At 59.6% G+C, this 14,557-nt stretch carries 11 protein-coding genes and 1 pseudogene; 10 read left to right on the top strand and 2 right to left on the bottom strand.

All coding sequences use genetic code 11. The features are described from left to right. Window positions 1-79 precede the first annotated feature (79 nt). The 6 genes and pseudogenes from C2E19_RS29350 to selO all read left to right on the top strand — a co-directional run. Window positions 80-832 (top strand): annotated as a pseudogene (locus tag C2E19_RS29350) (MCP four helix bundle domain-containing protein); the annotation flags it as partial. A gap of 30 nt (window positions 833-862) precedes the next feature. Next, window positions 863-1,735 carry a methyl-accepting chemotaxis protein gene (locus C2E19_RS29345; protein WP_371042268.1) on the top strand — a complete coding sequence of 291 codons (873 nt, stop codon included), beginning with the start codon at window positions 863-865 and terminating at the stop codon, window positions 1,733-1,735. A gap of 296 nt (window positions 1,736-2,031) precedes the next feature. Beyond that, a protein-coding gene (locus C2E19_RS03380; RefSeq protein WP_129388083.1) for an IS3 family transposase occupies window positions 2,032-3,194 on the top strand; the annotation gives its coding sequence in 2 pieces (ribosomal slippage) (window positions 2,032-2,287 and window positions 2,287-3,194; 1,164 coding nt in all). Between the two features lie 558 nt (window positions 3,195-3,752). Then, window positions 3,753-5,495 (top strand): potassium/proton antiporter, encoded by a 1,743-nt coding sequence (locus C2E19_RS03375; protein WP_129388078.1) that lies wholly within the window; start codon window positions 3,753-3,755, stop codon window positions 5,493-5,495. A gap of 34 nt (window positions 5,496-5,529) precedes the next feature. Next, complete coding sequence (gene mscK / locus C2E19_RS03370; protein ID WP_129388075.1) at window positions 5,530-8,883, top strand: mechanosensitive channel MscK; 3,354 nt, start codon at window positions 5,530-5,532, stop codon at window positions 8,881-8,883. Between the two features lie 48 nt (window positions 8,884-8,931). Beyond that, complete coding sequence (gene selO, locus C2E19_RS03365) at window positions 8,932-10,395, top strand: protein adenylyltransferase SelO (RefSeq protein WP_129388072.1); 1,464 nt, start codon at window positions 8,932-8,934, stop codon at window positions 10,393-10,395. Window positions 10,396-10,402: 7 nt separating this feature from the next. Here selO and C2E19_RS03360 read toward each other — a convergent pair whose 3' ends face one another. Further along, entirely contained in the window at window positions 10,403-10,750 is a 348-nt protein-coding gene (locus C2E19_RS03360; RefSeq protein WP_174823957.1) for a type II toxin-antitoxin system HigA family antitoxin, read from the bottom strand. A 362-nt stretch (window positions 10,751-11,112) separates the two neighbouring features. Between C2E19_RS03360 and trxC the strand changes: the two genes are divergently transcribed. Then, a complete protein-coding gene (gene trxC, locus C2E19_RS03355) occupies window positions 11,113-11,547 on the top strand; it encodes a thioredoxin TrxC (RefSeq protein WP_129388066.1) in 435 nt (144 codons plus the stop codon). A gap of 130 nt (window positions 11,548-11,677) precedes the next feature. On the opposite strand, the gene C2E19_RS03345 is transcribed toward trxC, so the two are convergent. Continuing rightward, window positions 11,678-12,448: a ParA family protein gene (locus C2E19_RS03345; protein ID WP_053116690.1), complete on the bottom strand. Its 771-nt coding sequence runs from the start codon at window positions 12,446-12,448 to the stop codon at window positions 11,678-11,680. 352 nt (window positions 12,449-12,800) lie between these two features. On the opposite strand from C2E19_RS03345, the gene C2E19_RS03340 reads away from it, so the two are divergent. The 3 genes from C2E19_RS03340 to C2E19_RS03330 are packed head-to-tail and all read left to right on the top strand — an operon-like array spanning window position 12,801 to window position 14,555. Further along, the gene (locus tag C2E19_RS03340) at window positions 12,801-13,529 is read left to right on the top strand and encodes a beta-ketoacyl synthase chain length factor (RefSeq protein WP_129388060.1); all 729 of its coding nucleotides are present in this window, start codon (window positions 12,801-12,803) and stop codon (window positions 13,527-13,529) included. Next, a complete protein-coding gene (locus C2E19_RS03335; protein WP_129388056.1) occupies window positions 13,505-14,314 on the top strand; it encodes a 1-acyl-sn-glycerol-3-phosphate acyltransferase in 810 nt (269 codons plus the stop codon). Before C2E19_RS03340 ends, C2E19_RS03335 begins: the two co-directional genes overlap by 25 nt. Then, window positions 14,295-14,555, top strand: a complete 261-nt coding sequence (locus C2E19_RS03330; protein ID WP_110719529.1) for a phosphopantetheine-binding protein — start codon at window positions 14,295-14,297, stop codon at window positions 14,553-14,555. The genes C2E19_RS03335 and C2E19_RS03330 overlap by 20 nt, the downstream gene beginning before the upstream one ends. Window positions 14,556-14,557 lie beyond the last annotated feature (2 nt).

Genomic DNA, 14,557 nt, shown 5'->3' with positions numbered 1-14,557 from the left:
TTCTGCGACAAATACGCACACTGCCTCAAGACTTTAGTCGTATGACCGATAAGTCATCCATACAGCAGTCTCAGCCCGCATGGATGCGGCCCTCTCTTGGTATCCGCCCATGTCCCTCCGCAATATGAATATCGCCCCACGGGCGTTTACCGGCTTCGCTTTGATCGGCGGCCTGATGCTGATTCTCGGCGTGTTCGCCCTGAACCAGATGAGCAAAATCCGTGGCGCCGCCGAGGACATCTCCTCTAGCAGCGTGCCGAGCATCAAAAACCTCGACGAGTTCACCCAACTGACCCTGCGCCTGCGCGTGTTGTCGTACCGTTTGCTGGTCAATCGCGAACCGGACGTGCAGCAGAAAACCGTTGAGTTGCTGGACATGCGCAACCAGCAGATCCGCGCCGCTCAAACGGCTTACGAGCCACTGATCGGCAGCTCCGAGGAACGTGCGGCCTACGACCAGTACGTGCAATTGCTCGGTCAGTACCGCCAGATCGAAGACCGCATGAAGAGCCTGTCGCGCAACAATCAGGTGGATGAGCTGCGCAACCTGCTCAACACCGAACTGCTCAACAACTCCGAAGCGATGAACACCGTGCTCAACCGCCTGATGCAAATCAACGGCGAGCAGATCAGCGAAACCAACCAGCAAGCGGCAGATCAGTATTCTTCCGCGTTCGACCTGGTGGTGACCCTGTTGGTGATCGCCACTGGCTTGACCTTTTTGTTCGCGTGGTTGCTGACCACCAGCATCACCAAGCCGATCGCCAAGGCGCTGGATGCGGCGGAAACCATTGCCGAGGGCAATCTGACTCAGCCGATCCATGTTGACGGCACCGACGAAGCCGGGCGCTTGCTGGCGGCGATGGCGAAGATGCAATCGAAGCTGCGTGACACCTTGCAGCGGATTTCCGGTTCGGCCACGCAACTGGCGTCGGCAGCGGAAGAGCTGAACAGCGTCACCGACGAAAGTGCTCGCGGCCTGACTCAGCAGAACAACGAAATCGAACAGGCGGCGACTGCGGTCAACGAAATGACCAGCGCCGTGGAAGAAGTCGCGCGCAACGCAGTGAGCACTTCGGAAGCCTCGAAGAACGCCACCACGTCTGCCGGCGACGGTCGTGATCTGGTTCAGGAAACTGTCAGCGCCATCGAACGCATGAGTGCCGATGTGCAAAGCACCGCGAGCCTGATCGGTGATCTGGCCAACGAATCCCGTGATATCGGCAAAGTGCTGGACGTTATTCGTGGTCTCGCGGATCAAACCAATCTGCTGGCACTGAACGCAGCGATCGAAGCGGCGCGTGCCGGTGAAGCTGGCCGTGGTTTTGCGGTTGTAGCGGACGAAGTGCGCGCCCTGGCGCATCGTACCCAGCAATCGACCAGCGAAATCGAACGGATGATCGGCAGCATTCAAAGCGGTACCGAACACGCCGTGGATTCGATGCGCAACAGCACCGAGCGCGCCGAGTCGACGCTGAACATCGCGCGTGGCGCCGGCATGTCGCTGGACACCATCAACACCGCCATCGTCGAGATCAATGAGCGCAACCTGGTGATCGCCAGCGCAGCGGAAGAGCAGGCACAAGTGGCGCGTGAAGTGGATCGCAATCTGGTCAACATTCGTGATCTGTCGGTGCAATCGGCGACCGGCGCGAACCAGACCAGCGCGGCGAGCAACGAGCTGTCGCGCCTGGCGCTGGACCTGAACAACATGGTTGGGCGGTTCAGCCTTTAATTGAGTGGATCAAGATCCAAAGCACCCTCACCCCAGCCCTCTCCCAGAGGGAGAGGGGGAAAGGGAGCAGATCTTCGTGTTTTTCAAAACCTGAGTTCGACTCCGGACTTTCAGGTCGGCGCACCTCGCACAAACACCTCGATCAGTGCCCTCTCCCCCCCAGGAGAGGGGGAAAGGGAGCAGATCTTCGTGTTTTTCAAAACCCGAGTTCGACTCAGGATTTTCAGGTCGATGTAGTGGTCTAATGAAACCGGACACCCATTTAGGCGAGAATGCTCGCCAGATTGAGGTGTCAGATGACCAAACAACGTCGTGTCTTTTCCGCTGAATTCAAACGCGAGGCTGCCGACCTCGTGCTCAAGCAAAACTACAGCTACATCGAAGCCAGCCGTTCACTCGGCGTCGGCGAGTCGGCCCTGCGCCGCTGGGTTGATCAGGTTCAGCAGGAGCGCCAAGGCGTCACTCCACAGAGCAAAGCGCTGACCCCGGAACAGCAGAAAATCCAGGAGCTGGAAGCCCGGATCGCCCGCCTTGAACGGGAAAAATCGATATTAAAAAAGGCTACCGCGCTCTTGATGTCGGAAGATCACGAGCGTACGCGCTGATCAATCAGCTGAGCGTCCATGAGCCGACTGATTGGCTGTGCAAGGTGTTTGATGTCACTCGCTCGTGTTACTACGCCCAGCGCCTTAGGCGCCGAACACCTGATGTCGAACGGCTTCGATTGCGCAGCCGGGTGAGCGAGCTGTTCTCGCAAAGTCGCAGTGCTTCGGGCAGCCGCAGCATCCTGTCGCTGATGCGTGACGACGGTGAGCAGCTCGGTCGATTCAAAGTGCGCAGCCTGATGCGCGAGCTTGATTTAGTAAGCAAACAGCCCGGATCACATGCCTATAAACGAGCGACAGTTGAACGGTTGGATATCCCGAACATCTTGAATCGGGAGTTCGATGTTCCGGCACCCAACCAAGTGTGGTGCGGCGACATCACCTACATTTGGGCGCAAGGAAAGTGGCATTACCTGGCTGTCGTGCTGGATCTTTGCACACGCCGGATCGTGGGCTGGGCGTTGTCGGAAAAGCCGGACGCTGAGCTGGTGATCAAGGCGCTGGATATGGCTTATGAGCAGCGTGGCAGGCCTTCGGATCTGCTATTCCACTCGGACCAGGGATCGCAATATGCAAGCCGACTCTTTCGCCAGCGGCTGTGGCGTTATCGCATGCGCCAGAGCATGAGCCGGCGGGGAAATTGCTGGGACAACGCGCCGATGGAGCGCGTGTTCCGCAGCTTGAAAACAGAATGGATACCGACCACGGGCTACAGAACGGCTCAAGAAGCCCAGCGTGATATCAGCCAATTCTTGATGCATCGCTACAACTGGATTCGACCCCATCAATTCAACGGTGGGTTGGCGCCAGCGCGGGCAGAAGAAAAACTTAACGTCGTGTCCGGGATTAGTTGACCACTACACGATGTACCTTGCACAAACACCTCGATCAGTGCCCTCTCCCCCCAGGAGAGGGGGAAAGGGAGCAGATCTTCGTGTTTTTCAAAACCTGAGTTCGACTCCGGACTTTCAGGTCGGCGTACCTCGCACAAACACCTCGATCAGTGCCCTCTCCCCCCCCAAGGAGAGGGGGAAAGGGAGCAGATCTTCGCGTTTTTCAAAACCTGAGTTCGACTCAGGATTTTCAGGTCGGTGCACCTTGCACAAACACCTCGATCAGTTCCCTCTCCCCCCCCCCAGGAGAGGGGGAAAGGGAGCAGATCTTCGTGTTTTTCAAAACCTGAGTTCGACTCAGGATTTTCAGGTCGATGTACCTTGCACAAACACCTCGATCAGTTCCCTCTCCCTCCGGGAGAGGGCTAGGGTGAGGGCAGCAATCGCCCGCCGAACATAAAACCTGATGCCACACTGAAAAAGCTTTTTGACAGCATCACATTTCAACAGGTTAGAATCGCTGGCACGCAGACTGCATGGTCAGTTTGTGCCCGTCTTTACGCTTCTGGAGTACTGCCTTTGAATGCGACGACCATCAACAGCCTGTTCTTGATCGGCGCGTTGCTGGTAGGTGCGAGCATTCTTGTCAGTTCCCTGTCTTCGCGTCTCGGCATTCCGATTCTGGTGATTATTCTTGCGGTCGGCATGGCCGCCGGGGTCGATGGCGGCGGGATCATTTTCGATAATTACCCGACGGCCTATCTGGTCGGCAACCTCGCACTGGCGGTGATCCTCCTCGATGGCGGTTTGCGCACGCGGGTCTCCAGTTTCCGCGTGGCGTTATGGCCAGCGCTGTCGCTGGCCACGGTCGGGGTGTTGATCACCACAGGGCTGACCGGCATGGCGGCCGCGTGGCTGTTTGACCTCAACCTGATTCAGGGCCTGCTGATCGGCGCCATCGTTGGCTCTACCGACGCCGCGGCGGTGTTCTCGTTGCTGGGTGGTAAAGGCCTGAACGAACGAGTCACTGCCAGCCTGGAAATCGAATCCGGCAGTAACGATCCGATGGCGGTGTTTCTCACCGTCACCCTGATCGACATGCTCGCCAGCGGCCAGACCGGTCTGCACTGGAGCCTGCTGACGCATCTGCTGCGCGAGTTCGGCATCGGCGGCGTGATCGGCCTCGGCGGCGGCTGGCTGATGCTGCAACTGGTCAACCGTATCAACCTCGCCGCCGGCCTCTATCCGATATTGGTGATCGCTGGCGGTCTGGTGGTGTTTGCCTTGACCAACGCCCTGCACGGCAGCGGCTTCCTCGCGGTGTACCTGTGTGGCCTGGTGATCGGCAACCGTCCGGTACGCAGCCGCCACGGTATTCTGCACATGCTCGACGGCATGGCGTGGCTGGCGCAGATCGGCATGTTCCTCGTTCTCGGCCTGCTGGTCACTCCGCATGACTTGCTGCCAATCGCCCTGCCCGCCCTCGGTCTGGCGCTGTGGATGATCCTGTTTGCGCGGCCGCTGTCGGTGATCGTCGGCCTGCTGCCGTTCAAGGCCTTCCATGGCCGCGAAAAAGCCTTTATTTCCTGGGTCGGCCTGCGCGGCGCGGTACCGATCATTCTGGCGGTGTTCCCGCTAATGGCCGGGCTGCCGAATGCGCAGCTGTACTTCAACCTTGCCTTCTTCATCGTGCTGGTGTCGCTGCTGGTGCAGGGCACGAGCCTGCCGTGGGTGGCCAAACTGCTCAAGGTCACGGTGCCGCCGGAGCCTGCGCCAATCTCGCGATCGGCGCTGGAAGTGCACATCACCAGCGAGTGGGAACTGTTCGTTTACAAGCTCGGTGCGGAGAAATGGTGCATCGGCTCGCCCCTGCGTGAACTGAAAATGCCCGAAGGCACACGTATCGCCGCGCTGTTTCGTGGCCAGCAACTGCTCCATCCGTCGGGTAGTACGGTGCTGGAAGTCGATGATTTGCTGTGCGTTATCGGCCATGAACACAACCTGCCGGCGCTCGGCAAACTGTTCAGCCAGGCACCGCAACGCGGACTCGATCTGCGCTTCTTCGGCGACTTCGTGCTGGAAGGAGACGCCCAGCTTAAAGCGGTTGCAGCGCTTTACGGGTTGCCGGCAGAAGGCATTGATCCTGAAACGACCCTGGGCGCCTTTATTGCCCATAAAGTCGGCGGTGCACCGATCGTTGGTGACCAGGTGGAGTGGAACAACACTCACTGGACAGTCGCGGTCATGGACGGGAACAAGATCGGCAAAGTCGGCGTCAGATTCCCCGAAGGAAGTCGCCCGGGTCCCGGGCTCTTCCTCTAAACTGCGTCCACTCTCACTTGCTTGACCGGTCTCTATGCCTACCCTGCGCTCCTTTTTCGCCGCGGCCCTGCTGGGCCTGAGTCTTACTGTCGGCCCGCTGTACGCCGCCGAACCACCGTCCAGCGAAGCCGTACAGGCGAGCCTCGACAAGCTCGCCGACAGCAAACTGCCGGATGCCGACAAAAAGACCCTGCAAACCGTCCTGCAGAACACCCTTAATCAGCTGAACAATCAGCGTGATTACGAACAGAAGCTGATCGATCTCAAACAGCAACTGGCGACGGCGCCCAAGCAGACCATCGAAAATGCCCGCGAACTGACGCGCCTCAAGGCCACCAGCGTGGTGCCGGTGGCGCAGCGTTTCCCCCGCGAATCGATTCCGCAACTGGAGCAGATCCTCACCGAGCGCTCGACCCAGCAGAGTGACCTGCAAAAAGCCCTGGCCGACGCCAACAGCCTGATCATCACCGCACAGACCCGCCCGGAGCGCGCCCAGGCGGAAATCTCTGCCAGCCAGACACGCATTCAGCAAATCACCAACATCCTCAAGTCCGGCAAGGACGCGGGCAAAACGGTCAGCGCCGAGCAACGTGACCAGTTGAACGCCGAACTCGCCGCGCTGAATGCGCTGATCCCGCTGCGCCGTCAGGAACTGGCCGGCAACAGCCAGTTGCAGGATCTGGGCAACGCCCAGCATGACCTGCTCTCGGAGAAATCCGACCGCCTCGACCGCGAGATCCAGGAACTGCAAACCCTGATCAACCAGAAGCGTCTGGCGCAGTCTCAGGAAACCGTCACCCAGCAGTCAATCGAAGCGCAAAAGTCCGGCGGCAGCAGCCTGCTCGCCAGTGAGAGCACGGCCAACCTCAAGCTCTCGGACTATCTGCTGAAAAGCACCGACCGCCTCAACGAGGTGACCCAGCAGAACCTGCAGACCAAACAGCAACTCGACAGCCTGACCCAAAGCGACTCGGCACTCGACGAGCAGATCAACGTGCTCAAAGGCAGCCTGCTGCTGTCGAAAATTCTGTATAAGCAGAAACAGGCGCTGCCGCGCTTGAAGGTCGACCGCGACCTCGCCGATCAGATCGCCGACATTCGCCTGTATCAGTTCGAAGTCAGCCAGCAACGTGAGCTGCTCAGCAACCCCTCGACCTACGTCGACAATCTGTTGGCGACACAGCCGCCGGAACAGGTCACCCCGCAACTGCGCAAAAGCCTGCTTGATCTGGCCAACACCCGCGCCGACCTGCTCGAACGCTTGAACCGCGAACTGAGCGCGGTGCTCAACGAATCGATCACCCTGCAACTCAATCAGAAACAACTGCTGAGCACCGCGCAAAGCCTGCGCGCGACCCTCGATGAGCAAATGTTCTGGATTCCCAGCAACAAGCCGCTGGACATCGAGTGGATGCGCAGTGTGCCGGAGCGCCTCAAGCGCCAGATCGATACGCTGCCTTGGGCGTCCAGCCTGAGTGAGCTGACCGACGGTCTGATCCAGCGACCCTTGCTGTTCCTGCCGCTGGCCCTGCTGATCGGCGCCCTGCTGTGGCGACGCAAAGCCCTGTACGGCAGACTCAACAAGGTTCACCAGGACATCGGCCACTTCAAACGCGACAGCCAGTGGCACACGCCGCAAGCGATCCTGATCAATATCCTGCTGGCGATGCCGGTGGCGCTCGGCCTGGCGCTGTGCGGCCTGGCGTTGCAGATCGACGCTCGCGGGCAGAACGCCAACATGGGCGCAGCCCTGTTGCAGATGGGCCAGGCGTGGCTGGTGTTCTACACCGCGTATCGAATTCTGGCGCCGGGCGGCGTGGCGGAACTGCACTTCCGCTGGGAAAAACCGCAGGTCGAATTCCTGCAAGGCTGGGTGCGCAGGCTCGGTCTGGTCGTCATGGCGCTGGTGACCATTGTCGCCGTCGCCGAACTGCAACCGGCGGCGCTGGCCGACGACGTACTCGGCATGCCCGTGGTACTGACCTGCTATGCATTGATGGCATGGCTGCTCAGCCGCCTGCTGATCAGCAGCCCGGCCCACGAAAATGCTTCGCTGTTCCGCAAAGCCGTTGGCGTGATGTTCACCCTGCTGCCGATCGCGCTGTTTGTCGCGGTGTGCTTCGGCTACTACTACACCGCGCTGAAGCTCAGTGATCGCTTGATCAACACCCTGTACCTGCTGATGTTCTGGCTGGTGATCGAGGCCACCTTCGTCCGTGGCCTCAGCGTTGCCGCGCGGCGTCTGGCCTACCAGCGTGCGCTGGCCAAACGTCAGGCGGCGAAAGAGGCCGGCGACGGCGAGGCGGTGATCGAAGAGCCAACGCTGGACATCGAAAAGGTCAACGAACAGTCTCTGCGCCTGATTCGCCTGGCCCTGCTCGGTGGCTTCATCGCGGCGCTGTACTGGGTCTGGTCGGACCTGATCTCGGTGTTCTCGTACCTCGACAACATCACCCTCTACGAATACACCAGCGGCACCGGCGCCAACATGAGCATGGTGCCGATCAGCATCGGCGACATGCTCGGCGCGCTGATCATCATCGGCATCACCTTCGCCCTCGCACGCAACTTGCCGGGCCTGCTCGAAGTGTTCGTGCTGTCCAAGCTCAATCTGGCGCAGGGCAGTGCCTACGCGACCACCACGCTGCTGTCGTATGTGATTGCCGGCGTCGGTTTCGTCTCGACCCTGTCGACCCTCGGCGTCAGCTGGGACAAATTGCAATGGCTGGTGGCAGCGCTGTCGGTCGGCCTCGGCTTCGGTATGCAGGAGATCTTCGCCAACTTCATCTCCGGCATCATGATTCTGTTCGAGCGCCCGGTGCGGATCGGCGACACCATCACCATCGGCAACCTCTCGGGCACGGTGAGCAAGATCCGCATCCGCGCCACCACCATCACCGACTTCGACCGCAAGGACATCATTGTTCCGAACAAGACGTTCATTACCGGGCAACTGATCAACTGGTCGCTGACCGACACCATCACTCGCGTCACGCTGAAACTCGGCGTCGACTACGGTTCCGATCTGGATCTGGTCAGAGAATTGCTGCTCAAGGCTGCCCGCGAAAACCCACGGGTACTCAAAGAACCCGAGCCGCACGTGTACTTCCTCAACTTCGGCGAAAGCACCCTCGACCACGAGTTGCGCATGCACGTGCGCGACCTCGGTGACCGTAACCCGGTGCTCGATGAGGTCAACCGCTTCATCAACCGCGAGTTCAAGAAGCAGCACATCAACATCTCGTTCCGCCAGATGGAGGTTTACCTGAAGAACCTGCACGGCCAGGAATACAAGTTGGTGCCGGTCGAAGCCGATGCGAAAACCATCGTGCCGGTCGCCGACGATCAGAAACCGCTACAAGAGCCGCCGCCGGCCAAACTCGACTAACCGGTCTAATCCCAGCAGAATGCTCGGACATTCTGCTGGAGCCGGCCCTTGAAAGCCCTCGACGAACTGACCTTCGACAATCGCTTTGCCCGCCTGGGCGACGCGTTCTCCGCCCATGTGCTGCCCGAGCCGATCGACAATCCGCGTCTGGTCGTGGCGAGCCCGGCGGCCCTGGCCTTGCTCGATCTCGACCCGGCGACCGCTGAAACCGAGGAATTTGCCGAACTGTTCGGCGGCCACAAGCTGTGGGCCGATGCCGAGCCGCGCGCAATGGTCTATTCCGGGCATCAGTTCGGCGGCTATACGCCGCAACTGGGTGATGGTCGTGGTTTGTTGCTCGGCGAGGTCTACAACACTGCCGGCGAACATTGGGACTTGCACCTCAAGGGCGCCGGGCAGACGCCGTTTTCGCGCATGGGCGATGGCCGCGCGGTGTTGCGTTCGTCGATCCGCGAGTTCCTTGCTTCCGAAGCGCTATACGCGCTGAACATCCCGTCCTCCCGCGCGGCGTGCGTGATCGGCTCCGACACCCCGGTGTGGCGTGAAAAGCAGGAACGCGCGGCGATGGTCCTGCGTCTGGCGCCGAGCCATGTCCGCTTCGGCCACTTCGAATATTTCTACTACACCAAACGTCCCGAGCAGCAAAAGCAGCTTGGCGAACACGTCTTGGCAATGCACTTCCCTGAGTGCCTGGAGCAACCGGAACCGTATCTGGCGATGTTCCGCGAAATCGTCGAGCGCAACGCCGAACTGATCGCCAAATGGCAGGCCTACGGCTTCTGCCACGGCGTGATGAACACCGACAACATGTCGATCCTAGGCATCACGTTTGACTTCGGCCCGTTCGCCTTCCTCGATGACTTCGACGCCAACTTCATCTGCAATCATTCGGATGATCAGGGGCGTTACTCGTTCAGCAATCAGGTGCCGGTCGGCCAATGGAACCTCAGCGCACTGGCGCAGGCGTTGACGCCATTCATCAGTGTCGAAGCCCTGCGCGAAACCCTCGGCTTGTATCTGCCCCTGTTTCAGGCGCATTACCTCGACCTGATGCGCCGGCGCCTCGGCTTTACCAGCGCTGAAGATGACGACCAGCTACTGCTGGAAAACCTGCTGCAATTGATGCAAAACAGCGGCGTCGACTACACGCTGTTTTTCCGCCGACTCGGCGAAGACTCACCTCAGCAGGCAGTCGCTCAGTTGCGCGACGACTTCGTCGACATCAAAGGCTTCGACGCCTGGGGCGAACGCTACATTGCCCGGGTTGCGCGTGACGGCGATGCTGATCAAGGACAGCGCCGCGCACGGATGCATGCGGTTAACCCGCTGTACATCCTGCGCAATTATTTGGCGCAAAAGGCGATCGATGCGGCTGAACAAGGGGATTACTCAGAAGTACGCCGGCTGCACGCGGTGCTGAGCAAACCGTTTGAAGAGCAGCCGGGGATGGACGGTTATGCCGAGCGGCCGCCGGAGTGGGGCAAGCATTTGGAGATCAGTTGTTCGTCTTGAACCAGCATCAGGTAAACACATCGATTGGCACATTGAAGCGCTCTGCCAACCAACGAATCTGGCGCAAGTTAAGCTTGCGCTTGCCGTTCAAAATCTCCGAAGCAACCGACTGAGTACCAACACCCGGCAAGTCGCTCTGAGTCAGGCCGTGCTCACGCATCATGTAACCGAGAACCTCTTCGCCACTTGCCTGGGCCATGGGGTGATGGGTGTGATCCCATGCTTCGATCCAGTCACCGATGATGTCGACCAAGCTCATCAACGGGTGCGACTCATCATCGCCGGTAATATCCAGCAGTTCGTCGATTGCCAATACCAAAGCATCGTAGTCGTCTTCGTTTTCTGGCAACTGCAGAAAACGAGTTAAGAGACCCGGACTTTGGTCCGCACCGGAATCAAGGCAAACACTTTCAAAGCCAACAGAGTCCCCAGTGAGCGAACAACTCGTCCGGGCATTTAAGGTTTTTAGATATTCAGAGCCCTTCAAAAGCTCCGAGAGTGGAAGGCGTTTAACTGTCTTGGCGGTCATAGGAATGGTATTTCGCTCAGGTCTGCACAAGATGACCGATTAGATAAAATACAGATAGTCAACCTCCGCGCAGACGTGCGTAGGCCCTTTCCTCAACTGAGGAAGGTAAAGACTTACAGATCAATTCCTTGATAATCGCGACTTTGCCTCCAGATCAGTCTCATAGACTTCCTGCCTGAGAACCCATCATGTCCGAACCACTCCTCATCCCCTGCCCCTCCTGCAACGGCCTGAACCGCATCCCCGCCGAGCGCCTGGCGGACCAGCCCAAGTGCGGACGCTGCAAATCCGCCGTGCTATTGAGCAAACCCTTCGAACTCAAGCAAGGTGATTACGCCAGTCAGATCAAGGGTGATCTGCCGTTGCTGGTGGATGTTTGGGCGGAGTGGTGTGGGCCGTGCAAGTCGTTCGCGCCGGTGTTCGAACAGGCCGCGGCGCAGTTGGCGGGCAAGTGTCGGTTGGCCAAGCTGGATAGCGAGGCGAATCAGCAGTTGTCGGCGCAGTTGGGGATTCGCTCGATTCCGAGTCTGATTCTGTTCAAGAACGGCAAAGAGCTGGCGCGACAGAGTGGCGCGTTGCCGTTGCCGCAGTTGCTGGCGTGGCTGCGTAGCCAGGGCATCTGACCCTCCGTAGATCGAATGTGGGAGTGAGCCTGCTCGCGAAAGCGTCCGTTCAGTCAACATATGTGTTGAAAGTACCGGCCTCTTCGCGAGCAGGCTCGCTCCCACAGGGGGTTAGGTGCAATCCGGGAAATCAGTGCCCTTCGATCAGGTTGTGCAGTTCGACGAATTGCTGGGTCAGTTTGTGTCGCGGATCGAGGTGGATCAGCGGCGTGCTGGCCTGATGGGATTCGCGCATGCGCACCGAGCTGGTCAGGTATACCGGCAGCACCGGCAGCCCCTCTGCAATCAACTCATCGAGAATCTGCTGCGGCAGGCTGGCCCGGGCCTGGAACTGGTTGACCACGATGCCTTCAACTTCCAGACCTTCGTTGTGATCCTCTTTCAGCTCTTCGATTTCCGCGATCAGCCCATACAAGGCCTGACGCGAGAAGCTGTCGCAATCGAAGGGAATCAGCACACGATCAGCGGCAATCAGCGCTGATACCGCGTAAAAATTCAACGCCGGCGGCGTATCGAGGTAGATCCGATCGTAATCCTCAGAGAGCTCATCGAGCAACTTACGCAGCTTGTTGATCTTGTGCTTGGCCTCAAGTTTAGGCTGCAAATCGGCCAGTTCGGCGGTGGCGGTGATGATGTGCAGGTTGTCGAACGGCGTTTCGTAGATGTCCGCCTGGTTTTTCTTCGAGAACGGCCCGGACGACAGCGTCTGCTTGAAGAAGTCGGCAATGCCCATCGGGATGTCGTCGCCGGTGAGCCCGGTCAGATATTGAGTGGAGTTGGCTTGGGCATCGAGATCAACCAACAGCGTGCGATAACCCTCGCTGGCGCTGACCGCCGCCAGATTGCAGGCAATGCTGGATTTGCCTACGCCACCTTTCTGATTGAACACCACGCGCCGCATGACAAAACCTCCGTGTATCAAAGAATGACCGAGTGTAGATGCGTGCGACCTCGCTTCGCTACCTCCACGGACACGGACTACAAAGTCAGGTGCAAATATCTCCGTGTGCCTGGCGCAAAAACTGTCATTGATCGTCGCGATGCCCGACAGACAAGCCGCCAACAATCTGGATAATGGCCAAGTGACAGTTTTTCAGCGTACGACTCAGTACATTTTACTGCGCAAAATGTAACCAGCATTTGCTACACACTCGTCGCACCGGGATAATGCGCGCCACCCGGCGCCAAGCGCCACGTCAAGCCTGCTGCGGTTCTGGCGACTCAACGCGTCAACAAAAGCCCGCAGGGGCGGGATGAAATCCGTGATCAACTTCAACATCGCCCAATGGCGCGCGTGGGCCCCCGGGCTCGACAGCGTGGACGCCTGGCAGGCCTGGAGCCGACAACCGGTGGTGCTCCAGGCCAGTGATGCCGCGCCCGATGTGTCGTTTTTGCCGGCCATGCAGCGCCGGCGTCTCAGTCGCTTAGCGCGGATGGCGTTCAGTGTCGGCTGGCCACTGGCCGACGGACGGGAAAACCTGCCCCTGGTGTTCGTTTCCCGCCATGGTGAAACCCCACGCACCTACGAGATTCTCCGCGATCTGGCCACCGAGCAACCGCTGTCGCCGACCCAGTTCAGCCTCTCGGTGCATAACGCGATCATCGGCCTGTGGTCGATCATGCGCGGTGAAACCAGCGAAATGACCGCCCTCGCTGCGGCGGGCGACGGTCTCGAACACGGCATGCTCGAAGCGGCAGCGCTGCTCAACGAAGGCGCCCCGGCGGTGCTGCTGGTGATCACTGAAGAACAACCGCCCGCAGCGTATTCGGAGTGGATCGACGATGTGCCGTTTCCGTATGCGGTCGGTCTGTTGCTCACCCCGGGTACCGACTGGCGGCTGACCCTGAACAGCACCACAGAAGCACTGTCCAAAGCGCAATGGCCCCACGCGCTCAATCTGCTGCGAACCCTGCTCGGCCAGCAACCCCTTTGCCAACATGCCTGGAAAAATCGCGTATGGACCTGGCAACGCAGCCTGTGACCGAGAAAAACCGCGACGCCTACTACTGGCGCCTGCTGGCCACCGCCGCCAGCTTCTCCCTGTTCGGGGTGGGCGGGTTGTGCCTGCGCGTGCTGGTGTTTCCGCTGCTCGGCTGCCTGCCCGGTGATGCGCTCGCGCATCGCCGGCGTGCGCGGCAGACCGTCAGTCGGCTGTTCTGGTTTTTCGTGCGGTTCATGGCCCGCACCGGCGTGCTGACCTACGACATTCAAGGCGCTGAACGCCTCGGTCGGCCAGGGCAGATGATCATCGCCAACCACCCGTCGCTGATCGACGTGGTGTTCCTCATCGGTCTGGTGCGCCAGGCCAATTGCGTGGTGAAGAAAAGCCTGTGGGAAAACCCCTTCACGCGCGGACCACTGCGCAGCACCGAATACATCAGCAACGACGGCAGCATGGACATGCTCGATGCCGCCGCCCAAGCCCTGCAAAACGGCCAGACCCTGATCATTTTCCCCGAAGGCACGCGCACCCAGCCGGGGCAGGCGCCGGCCTTTCATCGGGGCGCGGCGGCGATTGCCCTGCGCGGTGCGAAAATCCTCACCCCGGTGATTATCAAGGTCAACCCGACCACGCTGACCAAAGCCGAACCGTGGTATCGGATCCCATGCCGCCGCGTGCACTTCAGTTTTCGAATCGGCGCCGATATAGACCCACAGACCTTTGCCGCGCAGGGGCCTGCACCGCAAGCCTCGCGCAAGCTCAACGATTATTTGCACTCTTACTTTATTAAGGAGCTCGCCGAAGATGAGCGATCTGAATCGTGATATCAAACTGCTGATCATCGATGCCCTCGGCCTTGAAGACATCAGCGCCGACGACATCGGCGACGAGCAGACGCTGTTCGGCGAAGGCCTCGGCCTGGATTCCGTCGACGCGCTGGAATTGGGGCTGGCGATCCAGAAAAAATACGGCATCAAGATCGACGCCGATGCCAAAGACACCCGTAACCATTTCACCAACGTGGCCAGCCTTGCGGCGTTCGTCACGGCCAAACAGGCAGCTTGAGA

This window comes from Pseudomonas sp. DTU12.3, assembly GCF_004124275.1.
Lineage (GTDB): Bacteria > Pseudomonadota > Gammaproteobacteria > Pseudomonadales > Pseudomonadaceae > Aquipseudomonas > Aquipseudomonas helmanticensis.
This window is presented reverse-complemented; position numbering and strand designations above follow the sequence as displayed.

Coding starts and splice junctions, on each gene's coding strand:
- C2E19_RS29345 (WP_371042268.1), top strand. CDS start 863: ATGGCGAAGATGCAATCGAAGCTGCGTGACACCTTGCAGCGGATTTCC.
- mscK (WP_129388075.1), top strand. CDS start 5,530: ATGCCTACCCTGCGCTCCTTTTTCGCCGCGGCCCTGCTGGGCCTGAGT.
- trxC (WP_129388066.1), top strand. CDS start 11,113: ATGTCCGAACCACTCCTCATCCCCTGCCCCTCCTGCAACGGCCTGAAC.
- C2E19_RS03345 (WP_053116690.1), bottom strand. CDS start 12,448: ATGCGGCGCGTGGTGTTCAATCAGAAAGGTGGCGTAGGCAAATCCAGC.
- C2E19_RS03340 (WP_129388060.1), top strand. CDS start 12,801: ATGAAATCCGTGATCAACTTCAACATCGCCCAATGGCGCGCGTGGGCC.
- C2E19_RS03335 (WP_129388056.1), top strand. CDS start 13,505: ATGGACCTGGCAACGCAGCCTGTGACCGAGAAAAACCGCGACGCCTAC.
- C2E19_RS03330 (WP_110719529.1), top strand. CDS start 14,295: ATGAGCGATCTGAATCGTGATATCAAACTGCTGATCATCGATGCCCTC.